The organism is Pirellula sp. SH-Sr6A (genome assembly GCF_001610875.1).
Taxonomy (GTDB): Bacteria; Planctomycetota; Planctomycetia; order Pirellulales; family Pirellulaceae; genus JBKCUI01.
This window is the reverse complement of sequence record NZ_CP011272.1, coordinates 4,750,031-4,765,675: the sequence shown is the minus strand read 5'-3', so window position 1 is coordinate 4,765,675 and position 15,645 is coordinate 4,750,031. Positions and strand designations below refer to the sequence as shown.

General features: G+C 54.9%; 15 protein-coding genes. 6 read left to right on the top strand and 9 right to left on the bottom strand.

The window, feature by feature from the left end:
* Nucleotides 1-82: 82 nt before the first annotated feature.
* The 6 genes from groL (VN12_RS18250) (at nt 83) to VN12_RS18225 (ending at nt 6,107) form a co-directional block, all read left to right on the top strand.
* Nucleotides 83-1,786 (top strand): chaperonin GroEL, encoded by a 1,704-nt coding sequence (gene groL, locus VN12_RS18250; RefSeq protein ID WP_205855282.1) that lies wholly within the window; start codon nt 83-85, stop codon nt 1,784-1,786.
* Nucleotides 1,787-1,894: 108 nt separating this feature from the next.
* On the top strand, nt 1,895-2,191 hold the full coding sequence (groES, locus tag VN12_RS18245) for a co-chaperone GroES (protein ID WP_146678178.1): 297 nt from the start codon (nt 1,895-1,897) through the stop codon (nt 2,189-2,191).
* A gap of 58 nt (nt 2,192-2,249) precedes the next feature.
* A complete protein-coding gene (gene groL / locus VN12_RS18240; RefSeq protein WP_146678177.1) occupies nt 2,250-3,869 on the top strand; it encodes a chaperonin GroEL in 1,620 nt (539 codons plus the stop codon).
* 187 nt (nt 3,870-4,056) lie between these two features.
* On the top strand, nt 4,057-5,202 hold the full coding sequence (gene dnaJ, locus VN12_RS18235; RefSeq protein WP_146678176.1) for a molecular chaperone DnaJ: 1,146 nt from the start codon (nt 4,057-4,059) through the stop codon (nt 5,200-5,202).
* Between the two features lie 14 nt (nt 5,203-5,216).
* On the top strand, nt 5,217-5,771 hold the full coding sequence (grpE, locus tag VN12_RS18230; protein WP_146678175.1) for a nucleotide exchange factor GrpE: 555 nt from the start codon (nt 5,217-5,219) through the stop codon (nt 5,769-5,771).
* A gap of 12 nt (nt 5,772-5,783) precedes the next feature.
* A complete protein-coding gene (locus VN12_RS18225) occupies nt 5,784-6,107 on the top strand; it encodes an FmdB family zinc ribbon protein (protein WP_146678174.1) in 324 nt (107 codons plus the stop codon).
* A gap of 292 nt (nt 6,108-6,399) precedes the next feature.
* Here VN12_RS18225 and VN12_RS18220 read toward each other — a convergent pair whose 3' ends face one another.
* The 9 genes from VN12_RS18220 to VN12_RS18180 all read right to left on the bottom strand — a co-directional run bounded on the left by VN12_RS18220 (nt 6,400) and on the right by VN12_RS18180 (nt 15,642).
* Nucleotides 6,400-6,594, bottom strand: a complete 195-nt coding sequence (locus VN12_RS18220; RefSeq protein WP_146678173.1) for a hypothetical protein — start codon at nt 6,592-6,594, stop codon at nt 6,400-6,402.
* Nucleotides 6,595-6,845: 251 nt separating this feature from the next.
* A complete protein-coding gene (locus VN12_RS18215; RefSeq protein WP_146678172.1) occupies nt 6,846-7,130 on the bottom strand; it encodes a hypothetical protein in 285 nt (94 codons plus the stop codon).
* Nucleotides 7,131-7,327: 197 nt separating this feature from the next.
* Nucleotides 7,328-8,446 (bottom strand): lipopolysaccharide heptosyltransferase II, encoded by a 1,119-nt coding sequence (gene waaF, locus VN12_RS18210; protein ID WP_256388147.1) that lies wholly within the window; start codon nt 8,444-8,446, stop codon nt 7,328-7,330.
* A 48-nt stretch (nt 8,447-8,494) separates the two neighbouring features.
* Nucleotides 8,495-10,198, bottom strand: coding sequence for a 4Fe-4S binding protein (locus tag VN12_RS18205; RefSeq protein ID WP_205855081.1), 1,704 nt, complete (start codon nt 10,196-10,198; stop codon nt 8,495-8,497).
* A 27-nt stretch (nt 10,199-10,225) separates the two neighbouring features.
* Nucleotides 10,226-12,535, bottom strand: coding sequence for an FAD-dependent oxidoreductase (locus tag VN12_RS18200; protein ID WP_146678169.1), 2,310 nt, complete (start codon nt 12,533-12,535; stop codon nt 10,226-10,228).
* 26 nt (nt 12,536-12,561) lie between these two features.
* On the bottom strand, nt 12,562-13,764 hold the full coding sequence (locus VN12_RS18195) for an FAD:protein FMN transferase (protein ID WP_146678168.1): 1,203 nt from the start codon (nt 13,762-13,764) through the stop codon (nt 12,562-12,564).
* A gap of 52 nt (nt 13,765-13,816) precedes the next feature.
* Entirely contained in the window at nt 13,817-14,119 is a 303-nt protein-coding gene (locus tag VN12_RS18190; protein ID WP_146678167.1) for a hypothetical protein, read from the bottom strand.
* A gap of 94 nt (nt 14,120-14,213) precedes the next feature.
* A complete protein-coding gene (locus VN12_RS18185; RefSeq protein ID WP_256388099.1) occupies nt 14,214-14,498 on the bottom strand; it encodes a DUF1559 domain-containing protein in 285 nt (94 codons plus the stop codon).
* A gap of 241 nt (nt 14,499-14,739) precedes the next feature.
* The gene (locus VN12_RS18180; RefSeq protein ID WP_146678165.1) at nt 14,740-15,642 is read right to left on the bottom strand and encodes a diacylglycerol/lipid kinase family protein; all 903 of its coding nucleotides are present in this window, start codon (nt 15,640-15,642) and stop codon (nt 14,740-14,742) included.
* Between the last annotated feature and the right edge of the window lie 3 nt (nt 15,643-15,645).

The window sequence follows — 15,645 nt, the reverse complement described above, 5'->3', positions numbered from 1 at the left end:
CCGGAAGGGTTGGCGATCAGGCAAATATTTAGTTCGTTGGTAATTACCGACACATCGCAAGGAGTTCAACGTGGCAAAGCAGATGGTATTTGATGACGAAGCGCGTCAGCCGTTATTGGCTGGTGTTTCGAAGCTAGCAAAAGCGGTTCGCAGCACCTTGGGACCTCGCGGTCGCAATGCGGTGCTCGACAAGGGCTGGGGCTCGCCAAAGATCACTAAGGACGGTGTCACGGTTGCAGAAGAAATCGAGTTGGATGACCCTTACGAGAACTTGGGCGCCCAGTTGGTGAAAGAGGCGGCTAGCAAGACGAATGACGTTGCTGGTGACGGAACGACCACCGCGACGGTTCTGGCGGAAGCGATTTTCCGTGAAGGCCTGAAAATGATTGCTTCGGGCGCCGACCCGATGTCTCTCTCTCGCGGGATTGCAAAGGCCGTAGAAGTCGTGAAGGGAGAGATCGATAAGATCGCAATTCCGATCGACGCCAAGAGCAAGAAAGAGATCAAGCAAGTTGCGACGATCGCCGGAAACAACGACCCAACCATCGGCGACGTGCTTGCCGAGGCCTTTATCAAGGTCGGAAAAGATGGCGTCATCGCTGTGGAAGAAGGGCGTGGCAGTGAAACGACGGTGGAAGTCGTCGAGGGGATGCAGTTCGATCGCGGATTCCTCTCCCCGCACTTCGTCACCAATCAAGACGAAGTGACGGTGGAGCTCGAGGATTGCCATATCCTCATCCACGAAGAAAAGATCAGCAACAACAAGAAACTCATCCCGATTCTGGAAGCGATTAGCAAGGCGAAGAAGCCCTTGTTGATTATCGCGGAAGATATCGACGGTGATGCGCTGGCGACCTTGGTTATCAACAAGATGCGAGGCATTCTCAGCGTGGCTGCAGTGAAGGCTCCGGGGTATGGCGATCGCCGCAAAGCGATTTTGGGAGACATCGCTTCCTTGACCAATGGCAAGGCCATCTTCAAGGATCTCGGTATCGATTTGGAGTCGGTTAAGATCACCGATTTGGGTCGAGCCAAAAAGATCACCATCACGAGTGAAAACACCGTGATCATCGGCGGGGCGGGGAAGAAAGATGCGATCGAAGGTCGCGTTGCTCAGATCCGTCGCGAGATTGACAACACCGATAGCGATTACGATCGCGAAAAGTTGCAAGAGCGTTTGGCCAAGCTGGCTGGAGGGGTTGCTCAGATCAACGTCGGGGCTGCGACCGAAACCGAAATGAAGGAGCGCAAGGCGTTGCTCGACGACGCGAAGGCTGCGACTCAGGCCGCGTTGGATGAAGGGATCGTTCCTGGCGGCGGCGTTGCATTGCTCCGATGCGAAGCCGCGTTGAAGAAGCTGACCTTGGAAGGGGACGAGAAGTTCGGCGCGATGATCATCGCGAACATCCTCGATTACCCACTCCGTTCGATTGCCAACAACGCGGGCCTGGATGGCGCCGTGGTGGTCAATCGTGTGCGTCAGCAAAAAGAACGCACCGAAGGGTACGACGCCAATGCGAACAAGTATGTCGACATGATCAAGGCGGGGATCATCGATCCAGCCAAGGTGGTGAAAACGGCCTTGAGCAATGCTGCGTCGGTTGCATCGCTGTTGCTCACGACCGAGTCGCTCATCACGGAAATTCCTAAGGAAGAAGAGCCCGCAGCTGGCGGACATCACGACCATGATCACGGAATGGGTGGCATGGGAGGAATGGGAGGTATGGGAGGTATGGGAGGTATGGGAGGTATGGGCGGTATGGGCGGCATGGGCGGCATGATGTAGTGCTGGCCGAAGTTGCCTCGACTATTTGATAGCTCAGGCGTCGCGACACTGATCGATTGCGACGCATTTAAAAAACATCATCACAATTCAATACAAGGGTAAATCAACATGGCAAAAGTTAATCTCCGTCCGCTCGATGATCGTGTCGTTGTTCAGCCGATGGAAGCGGAAGAAACCACCGCAGGGGGCATTGTTCTGCCCGATTCGGCGAAAGAGAAGCCACAGCGTGGAAAGGTGATCGCGGTCGGTCCAGGCAAATTGCTGGACAATGGCGTGCGAGCAGCGTTGAGTGTTTCCGTTGGGGACGAAGTGATCTTCGGCAAGTACGGCGGAAGCGAAGTAGAAGTAGACGGTGTTGAGTACAAGATCCTTCGCGAGAGCGATGTTCTTGCCAAGCTCGCGTAAGGCAACGCTTCGTTTTTTTCAATCATCGCATCAAACCTACGACAAGGATTAACTAAGCGTGGCAAAGCAATTACTATTTGACGATCAAGCCCGAGCGAGAATGTTGCAAGGGGTTGAGAAGTTGGCAGACGCGGTCGCCGTCACGATGGGCCCCACTGGCCGCAACGTGATCATCGACAAGAGCTTCGGCGGCCCGACCGTTACCAAAGACGGTGTGACGGTGGCCAAGGAGATCGAACTCGAGGATCGCTTCGAAAACATGGGTGCGAAGCTTGTGGTCGAAGTTGCCCAAAAGACCAGCGATCTGGCTGGGGACGGGACGACGACTGCGACGGTTCTCGCTCGCGCTATTTTCAAAGAAGGACTTCGCAACATTGCAGCGGGTAGCAATCCCTCCGCGATTCGTCGAGGGATCGATAAGGCTGTGGAAGCGGCTGTCGATAAGCTGCAGGGGATGGCCAAGCCCGTCAGCAACCGGGACGAAGTCGCGAACGTTGGCGCGATCTCCGCGAACAATGACATGTCCATTGGTTCTCTCCTCGCCGAAGCGTTGGAGCGAGTTGGCAAGGACGGCGTGATCACGGTTGAAGAGGGCAAGACTGCTCAAACAACCGTGGAATATGTCGACGGGATGCAGTTCGACAAGGGATTCGTGTCCCCTTACTTCATCAATACGCCAGCCGACATGAGCTGCACGTTCGACAATGCACTGATCCTTCTTTATGAAAAGAAGATCAGCAACATCCGCGACTTGGTTCCGGTTCTGGAGAAAGCCAGCGCGTCGGGCCAACCCCTCTTGATCGTTGCGGAAGATGTCGATGCAGAAGCGTTGACGTTGTTGGTGGTAAACAAGCTGCGTGGCACGCTGAACGTTTGTGCTGTCAAGGCACCTGGTTTCGGCGATCGTCGCAAAGCGATGTTGGGAGACATTGCAGTTCTCACCGGCGGTACCTTTATCAGCGAAGATTTGGGTATTCAGTTGGAGAAGATCTCGTTGGAGCATCTCGGTCGAGCGAAGAAGGTCGTTGTCGATAAGAACAACACGACCATCGTCGAAGGGGGTGGAGATCGCAAATCGATTGATCAACGCGTCTCTCAGATCCGTGCTCAGATCGAGCAAACCGACAGCGAGTACGACAAGGAAAAGTTCCAAGAGCGACTGGCGAAGTTGGCTGGCGGTGTCGCGGTCATCAGTGTTGGTGCGGAAACCGAAGCCGACATGAAGCAAAAGAAGGCTCGTGTGGAAGACGCTTTGCACGCGACGCGAGCTGCGGTCGAAGAAGGTATTCTCCCTGGAGGTGGCGTTGCGTTGATTCGCTGCCGCGAGGCGGTCAAGTCTGTTGTAGACAGCCTTAAGGATGACGAGCGAACGGGTGCGGACATCATTCTCCGCGCTTTAGAGGCTCCTCTTCGTCAAATCGCTGACAATGCCGGTATCGACGGAAGCGTCGTTGCCGATGAGGTCAGCCAGAAACCTTTGACGCATGGTTACGATGCGAACAAGGGTGAGTATGTGGATATGCTCAAGTCCGGGATTATCGATCCTGTGAAGGTGGTCCGCACGGCGCTGGCTAATGCAGCGAGCATCTCCGGATTGCTTTTGACGACCGAAGCGTTGGTAACCACCTATGACAAGGAAGACAAGAAGAAGCGCAGGGTTGAAGGCGCGATCAACTAGCACCGGTTTTCGGTTCTAGGGATCTATCGATCGATCCAAGGGCTGGTACGCGACGTGCGAGCCCTAGGGACTTTGTGTCCCAAAGCCAAGCGGTCATTCGCAATCGCAATACGCGGTATGCGAATGGCCCTTTTTTATGTCCGGTTCTCGATAGTCGCGAGATTTTCGCCGCGGGAAGAGTTGAACAGTGTCTGGCAAACGGGATTACTACGAGGTTCTGGGTGTTCCTAAAGGTGCGGCCCAGGATGAAATAGCGAAGGCCTATCGAAAGCTTGCGCTTCGATACCACCCCGATTCCAATCAGGGGAACGAAGACGCCATCCATAAGTTCAAGGAGGCGGCCGAAGCCTACGAAGTCTTGAGCGACGAGCAGAAGCGCGCGCGCTATGACCAGTACGGGCATGCGGGCGTCGATGGGAGCGGTGGAGGGTTCCGCGACGTCGGAGACATCTTCGAGGCGTTTGGGGATGTTTTCGGAGGTACGATCTTCGAAGACTTCTTTGGCGGAGGGCGGACTCGTTCGCGAGTTCGGAAAGGGGCGGATCTTCGCTGCGATGTGGTGTTGGAACTGGAAGAAGCGGCTCGCGGTGTGACCAAGACCGTTTCTCTGACACGGCACATCGCTTGCGAAACGTGCTCCGGCTCGGGTGCAGAGGTTGGTTCGCAGCCTGAAATGTGCCGTCGCTGCCAAGGGCGAGGACAGGTCGTTCAGTCAACTGGCATTTTGCGTGTCCAAACTACTTGCCCCATTTGCCGCGGTAGCGGTAAGACCATTAGCAAACCGTGCAAGACGTGCGATGGGCAAGGCTTGAAGCCAACGGAGGTCAAGCTGGAGGTCAAGATTCCGGCGGGGGTAGACGATGGCATGCGTGTGCGACTGCCTGGAGAAGGGCAACCGAGTCCTGATGGCGGACCGCGGGGAGATGCGTACTGCTTCATTCATTTGAAGCAGCACTCGATCTTTCATCGAGACGAACATAACTTGATCATTCAGCTTCCAATTTCGTACTGCCAGGCCGCGTTGGGAACGAGCCTTGATGTTCCGACGCTCGACGGCAAACGGTCGTTGGAAATCCATGCTGGGACCAAGAGCGGTACGGTGTATAGACTGCGCGGTCTCGGAATGCCGGATCCTCATTCGGGTGCGAAAGGGGACTTGCTCGTCGAGACCCTCATCGAAGTTCCCAAGAAGCTTTCGAAAAGGCAGCAGGAGCTACTCCGAGAGCTGGCAGAGCTAGAGGAAAAGGAAATTACCCCGGAGCGGAAAGGTTTCATGGATCGAATCATGGAATACTTCACTGCACCGAACTCTGAAACGACTAAGACCAAATAACTCACGACACGACCATGACAGCGAACAATCAATCAGAAAATCCAATGCGAGATGAAGCCCTCGACTCGGTGGTCGAGCAAATGCACGGAGATGGGGTGGAAACGCCAGAACAGATTGTGGATCTATTGGAACAACAAGTTGCACAGTACAGAGATCGGGAACTCAAGGCGCAGGCCGAACTTGAGAATTTTCGAAAGCGATTGCTGCGCGATACGGAACAACAGCTCAAATACGCAGCCGGGGATCTGGTGCGGGACATGCTGGATGTCGTCGATAATCTTCATCGTGCAACCGAGGCTTCGGTGAAGTCGGGCGAAGCTGGAGGATTGGTCGAGGGCGTTCGTTTGGTATTGCAACAACTGACTGGAGTGCTGGAGAAGCATCACTGCAAGCCGATCCAAGCGTTGGGGCAACCCTTCGATCCCAATGTTCATCAAGCCATCGCACAACAACCAAGCACGCAATACGCGGCCGGTTTGGTGATGATGGAGACCTCCGTCGGTTATATGCTTCACGATCGGGTCATCCGACCGAGCATGGTTATCGTTTCAACGGGTGCGGCCAGTTAAGGAGATTCGAACATGCCAACTTACGATTACGAATGCGACGCTTGCCAACATAAATTCGAACTCTATCAATCGATCTCAGCAGAACCTGAGAAGACTTGCCCTGCGTGCAAGAAGAAGAAACTTCGTCGGCTCATCGGAACAGGAGGAGCTGTCATGTTCAAAGGGTCCGGCTTCTACCAGACCGATTATCGAAGTGATTCCTACAAGAAATCCGCTGCGTCGGATTCCAAGAGCTCGAGTTCGGATTCCTCGGGTGCATCGAGCAGTTCTGGTTCCGGAAGCGCCAAGTCCGATTCTGGTACGAAGCCCTCGAGCGCGAAGACATCGGATTCCTAATTCGAGTCGGTTAGCCCTTATGGTCACCTTCTCTTGCGTTTGGTTCTTTTCTTTGGGCCTTCGCGCCTTTGCGAGAAACTGGGGCAGGAAGAAGTGTCTCGCCACGGCGCAAAGCTCGCAAAGGGAATACAGGAAGGGAATAAAGGAAGGGATTGGTGATGCTTCGCGTCTAGGACTCTTCCAAGAGCTTATCAATCTTGCTGCTAAGGTTTGATTGCAGTGGTGAATCGACCGCGGAGGGCGCAGAGGATCGCGGAGACTATATCGAGTCGTTATTGCTAATGCGTGCCTTTCAACGCGATTGCCGAATGGCCACCGTCTCTTTCGTTCGGTTCTTTTCTTTGCGTCTTCGCGCCATTGCGAGAAACTTCTTCTTGGTTCCTGGGGGGGAAGTGTCTCGCCAAGGCGCAAAGGCGGTAAGGATGGGGGAGAAGAGATGGAGGGAATCGAATGAATTGCGAACTTTATCGGATTGGCTTCGGATCACTTTTTAAAGCTCGTCATACATCACGCTCCCCTCTCTTCATCCCCCTTTCTCCCATTGCGAGCTTGGCGCCTTAGCGAGAAACTTCTGGGTTCTGGGTTGGTGCGAGCTTGGCGCCTTTGCGAGAAATTGGGGCAGGAAGAAGTGTCTCGCCACGGCGCAAAGCTCGCAAAGGGAATACAGGAAGGGAATAAAGGAAGGGATTGGTGATGCTTCGCGTCTAGGACTCTTCCAAGAGCTTATCAATCTTGCTGCTATGGATTGAATTCAGTGGTGAATCGACCGCGGAGGGGGAGGAGGATCGCGGAGTTGATACCGAGTCGTTGTTGATGATGCGTGCCTTCCAGCGCGTTTGCCGAACGGTCATCTTTCTCTTGCGTTCGGTTCTTTTCTTTGCGTCTTCGCGCCATTGCGAGAAACTTCTTCTTGGTTCCTGGGGGGGAAGTGTCTCGCCAAGGCGCAAAGGCGGTAAGGATGGGGGAGAAGAGATGGAGGGAATCGAATGAATCGCGAACTTTATCGGATTGGCTTCGGATCACTTTTTAAAGCTCGTCATACATCACGCTCCCCTCTCTTCATCCCCCTTTCTCCCATTGCGAGCTTGGCGCCTTAGCGAGAAACTTCTGGGTTCTGGGTTGGTGCGAGCTTGGCGCCTTTGCGAGAAATTGGGGCAGGAAGAAGTGTCTCGCCAAGGCGCAAAGCTCGCCATGGGAATACAGAAACGTATTCGATGACTCTAGGCGGCGGATGTTGTCGTCGATGGCTGAAGCGACAATGGTGAGTCTGCTAGCAAGGTGGCAATGGCTTTGACCAGGGTATCGGGTCCGAGATCTCGCAGGCATTTGTGATGCTGCAGGGGACAGATGTCCTTTCCGCAAGGGCGGCACGATTGCTGAGTCTCCAGAGCTATCTCTGGAACGTTATACGTTCGAGTCGGGGCTGTGTCGGTTGGGCCGAACATCGTCAGCACTCGTTTGTTGAGGGCCACTCCGATGTGGCGAGGCCCGCTATCGGTTGTCACCAGCAAGTCCGCTGCCGCGATCAATCCTCGCGAAAGTCCTAACGGGAGCTGTTCGGCGACTCCCATGCTTTGTACTGCGGAATGATTCGCGGCAGTCGCATACGCCAGCGAGACCTGGCGATCGGCAGGACCTGCGTGAAAGAGGACTTGATGCCCCGACTCCGCCAGACGTTTTGCGAGCTGCACTGCGTATTCTTGGGGCCAAAGTCGCGCGGGTGAACTCCCCGAGGCGTTGTTGATGAGGATCAATTTGCGAGTTCGATCGAATCCCACTCGATCCAACAATCTTTCCGCTTCGACGCGATCAGTTTCTCGCACCGCTAATTCCATCCGGCGATCCGAGGAGGAAGCCCCTAATTGTTCTGCTAGGTGAAGGTAGTAATCGATGGCGGGCTGCCGTGACCAGTTGATGCTGGTTCGGGACGTCAAAGATCCATCGGCATTGGGGCGTTCCAAGGTGGTGCGAATCGCGATGGCGTCCGTCAGGAGAAGGCCGCGGCCGTTCTTGACATAGCCGATGCGTCTGGGAATACGGGAAAGCCATGCTATCAATCCGGTCGACAAGGAGTTAGGCAGCAGCACGATGGCGTCGAGATGGCGCCGACGCAGCTCTGCAGCAACCCCCCGCCGCGACAGCAATTCGGGGGAGCGAGATCTAGGTTTGTAGGCGATTTGGTGTTGGGCAAATGGGAGCCCTTCTAGAACTGAAAGTGGTCCGGGCTTTCCTACCAAAACCAATTCCTCCACGGATGGCAACTGCGCGATCGCACGTAGCGTCGGCGTTGCCATGCAGGTGTCCCCTACCCAATTTGGTAACAATACAGCAACTCTCATCATTCTGGCAATCTATAGAGAATTGGTAAATTGGGAGTCAAGTCGGACTTAGGCGATCCAGTAGATGACGAGCCCTAGCAAGAAGAATCCGAGTGCAAATTGGTCGGACCGCATGAAAAATGTTTTGTGAGTCCCCGGCCGCAGATAGTTGATGACACTCCCGGTCACGCAAGCATGTTTGCAATATCCCATCGGAATTGCGAGAGAGAGAAGAATTCCCAGGATCGCTACGATGAGGCTTGGAATCGCCACGACTCGCCATAGGAACGCATCAAACGGTTCGATATCCGCCAAATTTCCTGGTACTGAAAGGAGGCCCACGCAGAAGACCCAACCGAACAGCAATGGACGAATCGTTCGTAGCAAACCGCTGAGCCACTTCGCGTGCGGAGTCTTGATTCGCCAACGCCGGGGCAACATTTGTTGGACAGCTCCGTAAGGACAAACATGGGAGCAATAGACATTGTGCTTCGTCGCCATAGGAACGATTACTGCCGCGACGGTGAGGACTATCAACCCGAGACTGTTTGCCCAGGGGACTCCATGCTTGGCCCAGCCCACCCACATCGCGATCGATAACAGATCTCCTTGGAATAATCCGAGATATCCGACCACAGCGATCTGCAGCAGCGGCCGCAACCAAGGATGACTTCTCCAGGAGCTCAATGCGAACAACGTTCCGAACAGCGTGATCGCAACCGTTCCTCCATGTTGCTCCAGCGCCGCAAACCATTGAAATCGATTCACTCGCTCCGCTTCTTGCACATCATGCAATGCCTTCGCCGTCGCGACGAGTCCCTCCGCGATGCACATACTGGTCATCGTCGCTCCCGAGACGCCTTCTATTCCTTCCTGCTTCAAATCGATCTCACTTATCCCCGGCCATGGGTAGTTGGTCCATGTTTCGGCAAACCAGGCATCTTGTCGGACATATCCTACATAGGGTTCGTTATCGAAGCTTTCTCCGATGTGAATACCGATCACCTTGCCATCCAGAGCGAATGCAATCTGAGTGTCCGAAGGACCTTGATAACCGATCAAGTTGTCAGCGGTTGGGCTTGTACGAAGAATCCAACCCAATTCGCGCCCTCGGTTATCCTTGGCGATCCAAAGACTGTGGAACGACTTGTCTCGTTCGACTCGCTCGCAGTTGGGGATGAGGGCTTGGGCGCTCGCGAGGGAAAGGCTGGGGGAGAATTTGGACATGACGGTTCTCCCTCCAAGTCGCTTTTGCATCCCCTGAATGATCGCGGTGCTGGTCAAGGTCGCACCTGCGACGGGGAGAACTTGCGATGCTTGGATCAATTCGGCGCGGCTCTTCCCGATCCATTGCTTGAGAAAGGATTCGTGCTGTTGAATCAATTCAACGTGGTCGCGAGTGTCGTCGCTACGCGCGATCTGAATATCGAGGACGATGTCGAATGCGTCAAATGCGATCAGCAGATTGGTAGAGCCTGAAAATCCAATGGCCGAATCGCTCTCCGGTGCTGTTTGGATAATTTGACCGAGTGGTTCTCCTTCGGCATCGCGAACAAGCCACTTTCCTTGATCGGTAAGAGTATCTCGTACCGCACCCTGAGGATAAAGTTGCAGCATTCCTAAGGCGATTTGATCTGCATTGGAATCGAAACGGGTCGCCTGTTTCGTCGCTCCTGCGAGGGTGTGAAAGAGTGCTAGAATCGCAACGAACAAGGCCACTCGGAAACCTTGCGCACCATACTGCTTCTTCCACGGAGTAGATCGCTTAGTCAATCTTGGATTCACCGCTGCGCGACTCGATCAAGGGGTTGGAAGGATCTGAAGAGCATCGGCATGGACGAACCCACCTGATTGCTCGGTCGACAACGTAACGGCAAGAGTTTCGCCCGCTCGCAATCGAACTTGGCCCACCTCTACCCATCCGTCCTCGCGTGGTGGCTTTCGCATATCGACTCGCACCGTTTCGGACTTGGCAGGTGTTTCGATGAGAACGGGTACTCGAGATCCTCGATTCTCATGGGGCTGGTAAGCAATCCGAACAAGGAACTCGCCATCGCGATCCGCAGTCCATTCATAACGAATGGATGCGCCGGAGTCGGAGCCCGCATAAACGTAGTCATGGGCGAAGTATCCTTTCAGGCCTTCGCCGCTGGTCCATTTGCCCGTGGTTTTTGCTTGCCGATTGTCGAGGACAACGCCTGGGAGTGTCGCGGGATCGATTCCGGTCATGGGGCCGAATTCGCTCGCCAGGGGAAGGGAGTCAGCGGGAATGGTGAGAGGGGCATTCACGTTTTGGCGGAACGCTTTGCCGGGAAGCTGGAGAAGCTCGTCCATCTGTTTCCAGTACCGCTCGTAGACGGCATAAGGAAGACAGTCGTTTTGAACGCAAATCGAGGCTGCTTTGCCGACGACCTCACCCATCATGCCGCAGGTTTTCATGACGCGGACGGTACCCAACGCTTCATGGGTCACGCTGATACAACGCCCCGCCATGAACATATTTTCAATGTTGCGTGAATAGAAGCATCGATAGGGGATGGGGTAACCGTAGTTGCGGTCGATGCGCCGATCATGTTCGGCGATGGAGATGAATGGATTGTCGGGGAATTTTTGGGCGAACTGTTTTTTAGGATAGTGCAGGTCGATGCTCCAAGTACTCGGGACGCAGCCGTCGGGGAACTCCTTTTTCGAAACAACATCGTCTTGGGTGAGAATCACATCCCCATAAAGCTGCCGAGATTCTCGGGGGCCTCCGATGTAAGCGACCCAGGTCAAAACGGCCGTCGGATGCTTGGTGGCGCCATCCCCATTCTTCATGGCGTTGAAGGCCCCGAAGACGGCTCGCAAATTCCAGTCACGAATCGCTTCTGCATCCCCGAGCGGGTCTTTGTCGAAACCGCTTTCCCAAAACCATTGCCCATGATGATCGACCGGGTAGGGAAAGTCCTTCATTTCCAGCGGCAATGCCCAAGGTGTTTTGGGGAACTGGGTAGGCGCGGTCGCTTCATCCCAAGCCCACATGTTGCTCATTCCCATCCGACCCTTTTCTTCCAAGTTCCAATCGGCTCCCGCAAGCGCTCCCAGTGTTCCATGCCCGGTCGCGTCGACGAACAATTTGCCGCGGAATTCGCGTTCGCGACTCGTTCGAACTTCAAAGGCGGTCACAGACTCGATCCGTTTGCCATCCATCTTCACTTGGTGGGCGTGGTGCTCCAGAAACAGATCGATGTTCTTTTCCGCTCGCACCAACGCTTCTTTCTTGGCATCTTCAAATTCCTCGAAGGTCCCAGGAGACTTCTTGGCTTTGTCGGAAAACTCTTCGACGATTTCGCCGATGCGAGGATATTTACCACGGCGAATTAAGCCCATCGCCCAAACACGGATCTCGCTCGATCCATTGCCTCCGAGAACAGGGCGGTCTTGAATGAGCGCTACTTTGCAACCCATTCGGGCTGCGGAGATGGCAGCTCCCATCCCCGCGTAGCCACCCCCGATGACGACCAAGTCATAACCACCCTTTTGCTCAGTTTGAGCTGGAAGCCCCAGCATCTCTTTGCGCCAAGCTGGGAGAATGTCATTGCTGTTGGAGGGCGGAGTATCGCTCTGGCTAAAGTAAATCGCATCGCAGCGTCCATCGAACCCCATGAGATCTTTCAAGCGAAGCTCAACACGCGTTGTCGCGATATCCACGGATCCTGCTTTCTGCCAATGCCATTCCGAGCCTTCGGTACCAAGATCGTTGGGCAGCGGTTTGCCGTTCACGTGGATTTGAAAACGACCAGGGCTTCCAGGCGCTTTCCACCGAGCTACCCAATCTTTGGTTCGAGCATAAACGTGGTAGGTACCCGTAGCGGGCAATTCGATAGTGGTGACCGCATCCTCAACCGGCTTGCCCAAACCATGGGCAATCAGATAGGGGGAGCCCATGTTTCGAATAAACTGCGTATCGAGGCCCCATCCACCGTAGGACTGAAAACTCTCTGCTTCGACCAACAACGAGGCGTCCCGTCGGGGGGCTGCGGGTGACTCATTTGCACTCGCACATTTCGCGAGAACGATGCCAACATCGAATAGAAGGACAGAGAGGAGCAGGACGAGCTGACGAGCCATGAGGGTGTAGCCTGTTGACGAGAGGATTAGGAGCGCGCTCCGCGAAGGATATGCCATAGTTTAGCAGCCAATAGAACACCGAGGCAAAGAAGCCAAACAGATTGAAGCCAACGCCAAGAGTTCGGCGCGATTTTTTGAGGTGAAGGTCGCGGGGGCTGACTCGCGTGCTCCGATAACGATTGAAAGGTGGACTGCCGGATAGCGGCTTGCGAAAATTGCCATCCGTCCTGGGTGGCCCAGCACGCTATCAAGTTGCGTTCATTGGCCAACTCGATTGCTTGCTCTGGCTCTAGCAACATCAAGGCCGTCGCCCATCCATCTGCCTCCAACGGGTCTTTCGACACCACACTCACACTCCGGTTCCGGTTCTGAACAGTGTCCCCAGTTCCGGGGTCGATGAAGTGGGAGTGGTGACGGCCTTCGTACTCTTTACCAATTCGATAGCTCCCAGAGGTGCTAATGGATTCATCACGAAGCGAAATCGCATACTTCGAATCGTGGGTTAGATCATTCCCCCCGGGCCCTTCAGGATCCTCCAACAAAACGGTCCAATCGCCCCGATTAGGATGGTTTCCTCTCGCGTAGAATTCGCCACCCAGGTGCAGCAAGTAGTTCGAGACTCCGTGTTGGTCCAAGATTCTCTCCAGGTTTCGGAGCGCAAGGCCTTCTACTAACGCGTTTAGATCGAGCTCCATCGCAGGATGGTTCTTGCGCAATTGCGGTGGTGAAGCGCGCCATTCCAAACGCGAAATGCCTACCAGATTCTTGGCGGCACCGATCTCCGCTTGGGTAGGGGGATGCCAGTCTTGAGCAAGCGATCCGACACGCCACACTCGCATCAATGGGGCGATCGTAGGATCAAACTTGCCAGACGTTTTGTGGTGAAGTACCAGTGCGAAATCCAGTAGCTGTATGACTTCCGACGGTACCGAGTTCCAATCGGTCGAGGAGCAGGCATTCCAACGGGATAGAGCTGACTCGGGACGGTAGAGGGAGAATATCGCTTCAAGGCGTTCGAGTTCCGCGGCGGTTTCTTGGTGGATGGATTCGAGATGAGACGGATCGATGGCATCTGCGATTTGGCATTGGAACGCCATCCCCATCGTCGTACCTCGGATACGGTGCACCTCGAGGGGGGCCCCCTCCTGTGCCACCGTTCGCGAGGTGCAAGCAATCAGTGCAAAGCTGATGCAAACGTACCAATAACCTTTCCGATTCGGATACGGCATGATGCTGCGGCCGTGCGATTTCAAAACACGAATCGAACTGGCATCTCAAGAATTATTTTGTCGGAATCGACGTCTGAGCGATGATCGAATCGGCGTTGGCGGCAAACTCCTGCTTGCAACCTTCGCTGCAAAGGTGTGCCGTGTATCCCGCATGTTTAACGGCCAACTTCTCCTTGCCATCCATTCCTAGATTGCAGACATAACAGCGGTGGACCACTTTATCGACTTGGCCATCCAATGCGTCTGCTTTAGCCAACAGGCTCGCAACGGTCTCACCCGTATTGGGAGGCTGTGGCGCGCCGCATCCGGCAAAACCCAAGCAGACGATGGAGAACATCCAACAAAGCGACTTCATATAACTTTCTTCCTTTGAGTCTGATCGAAACTCCCCATAGCAGTGCACACCGATGCCTCATTGTATCAAAGTCTACGGCCGCACCAAACGGGACTCATTCGTCGATCCTCGTCAAAACTTCGTCGGCGGAGCGAGTGCCTAGTGCCCGCCACGCTCTCCCGTCGATATTTTGCGAATGGAAACCGACGCTTCCATCCCACCTTGCGACCTGCAAGCCTCCGGTGTGATGGCTTCTCGCACCGAAAATTCCATAGCCGCATGTGTTCATGTCCATCCATGCGGTTCGTCGTACGAGAGTCGTCGTCTCTCGATCCATATCGTCCGTGGAAAGAACAGCGTAGGAAGGTGATTCCATCGCGTCTTCACTGGCCCAAGCCAAGCGTCCTTCCGGCGAGTGGCAACGCGGAGTAAACAAACACAACCGGCATTGCCCGTAAAGTAACCTTGCGATGTTTCGGTTTGCTTTGCGAAGAAATCAAGAACACAAGGACTCGCGCGTCAGGTACAAAAACTGACGTCGGACCACTCTCCCCCGAGAACTGGATCAGATGAGAAGGTTGCGGTCACGGCGGGCCCGGTGTGTGCGACAATGCGACCTCGACTAGACAATGCGACCGCGACTAAACGATCAGTCGAACCCGTTGGGGGGCAATGCGGATGCGAATAGGCAAAAGCCCAGCCCAATCCCCGTCGAGCTGCACGCTGGCCTCCCCACTCGATTTCGTCGCCAGTCGAATGTCGATCTCACATGCAGAAAGATGACGCCAATCGGGGCGTTGCATATGCCGGCCTCGCAGGACATCCCAAAATTGCATCAATCCACGAATCGGCCCGCTCTTCTCGAACAGTCCGACATCGAGCTTGCCATCCGAAGGATCGGAACGCTCGATGATGGAAAGCCCCGCGGCGTAACGCGGGACGTTGAAAACGAAACACCACTGGGACGGGTAAGTCGTGGAGTTCGAATCAAAGCCATCGCCCACGGATTGGGAAATCGTCACATCTAGCTTGGGCCAGCTGTAAGTGCACCAGGTGCACCAAGCTTGATAGCGATAGGCCCAACGCGTGATATGGGACTTTCGATGCTGATGGACTCGTCGAACCACTTCGGCATCAAAGCCGACAGATGCCATCAGGAGCGAGATCGTACCTTGTACCTCCATGGCATCTAGGATACGAAGATCCCGCTTCGCGATCGCTTTGGCGCAGTGCGAGGGGTTGCGGGGTATTCCGTAGTAGTGCGCCAGCAAGTTCTCGGAGCCAAGAGGAAGGATCGCGATGGGGGTTTCCGTTGGCGTGCGGGTGGCTACGGCGCTGACCGTACCATCTCCTCCCGCCGCCACGACGGCATGCAGTTCCCCCTCCGCGTGCAAGCACAGGATTCTGCCTTGAAGTTTTTCAAGCTCGCTCACAATCTCGGCGTGATACCCGTCGACTGTTAGGTGACGGGCCAACGCCTCGACCAATTCCATTCGGTCGGTATTGCCTGATTTAGGATTGGCGGCGATGAGTACTGTCTTCAAACC

Bases quoted from the DNA above. Each gene is read 5' to 3' on its own strand.
- VN12_RS18195 (WP_146678168.1), bottom strand. From the start codon at position 13,764: ATGCCGTATCCGAATCGGAAAGGTTATTGGTACGTTTGCATCAGCTTT.
- waaF (WP_256388147.1), bottom strand. From the start codon at position 8,446: ATGAGAGTTGCTGTATTGTTACCAAATTGGGTAGGGGACACCTGCATG.
- groES (WP_146678178.1), top strand. From the start codon at position 1,895: ATGGCAAAAGTTAATCTCCGTCCGCTCGATGATCGTGTCGTTGTTCAG.
- VN12_RS18200 (WP_146678169.1), bottom strand. From the start codon at position 12,535: ATGGCTCGTCAGCTCGTCCTGCTCCTCTCTGTCCTTCTATTCGATGTT.
- groL (WP_205855282.1), top strand. From the start codon at position 83: ATGGTATTTGATGACGAAGCGCGTCAGCCGTTATTGGCTGGTGTTTCG.
- grpE (WP_146678175.1), top strand. From the start codon at position 5,217: ATGACAGCGAACAATCAATCAGAAAATCCAATGCGAGATGAAGCCCTC.
- VN12_RS18225 (WP_146678174.1), top strand. From the start codon at position 5,784: ATGCCAACTTACGATTACGAATGCGACGCTTGCCAACATAAATTCGAA.
- VN12_RS18190 (WP_146678167.1), bottom strand. From the start codon at position 14,119: ATGAAGTCGCTTTGTTGGATGTTCTCCATCGTCTGCTTGGGTTTTGCC.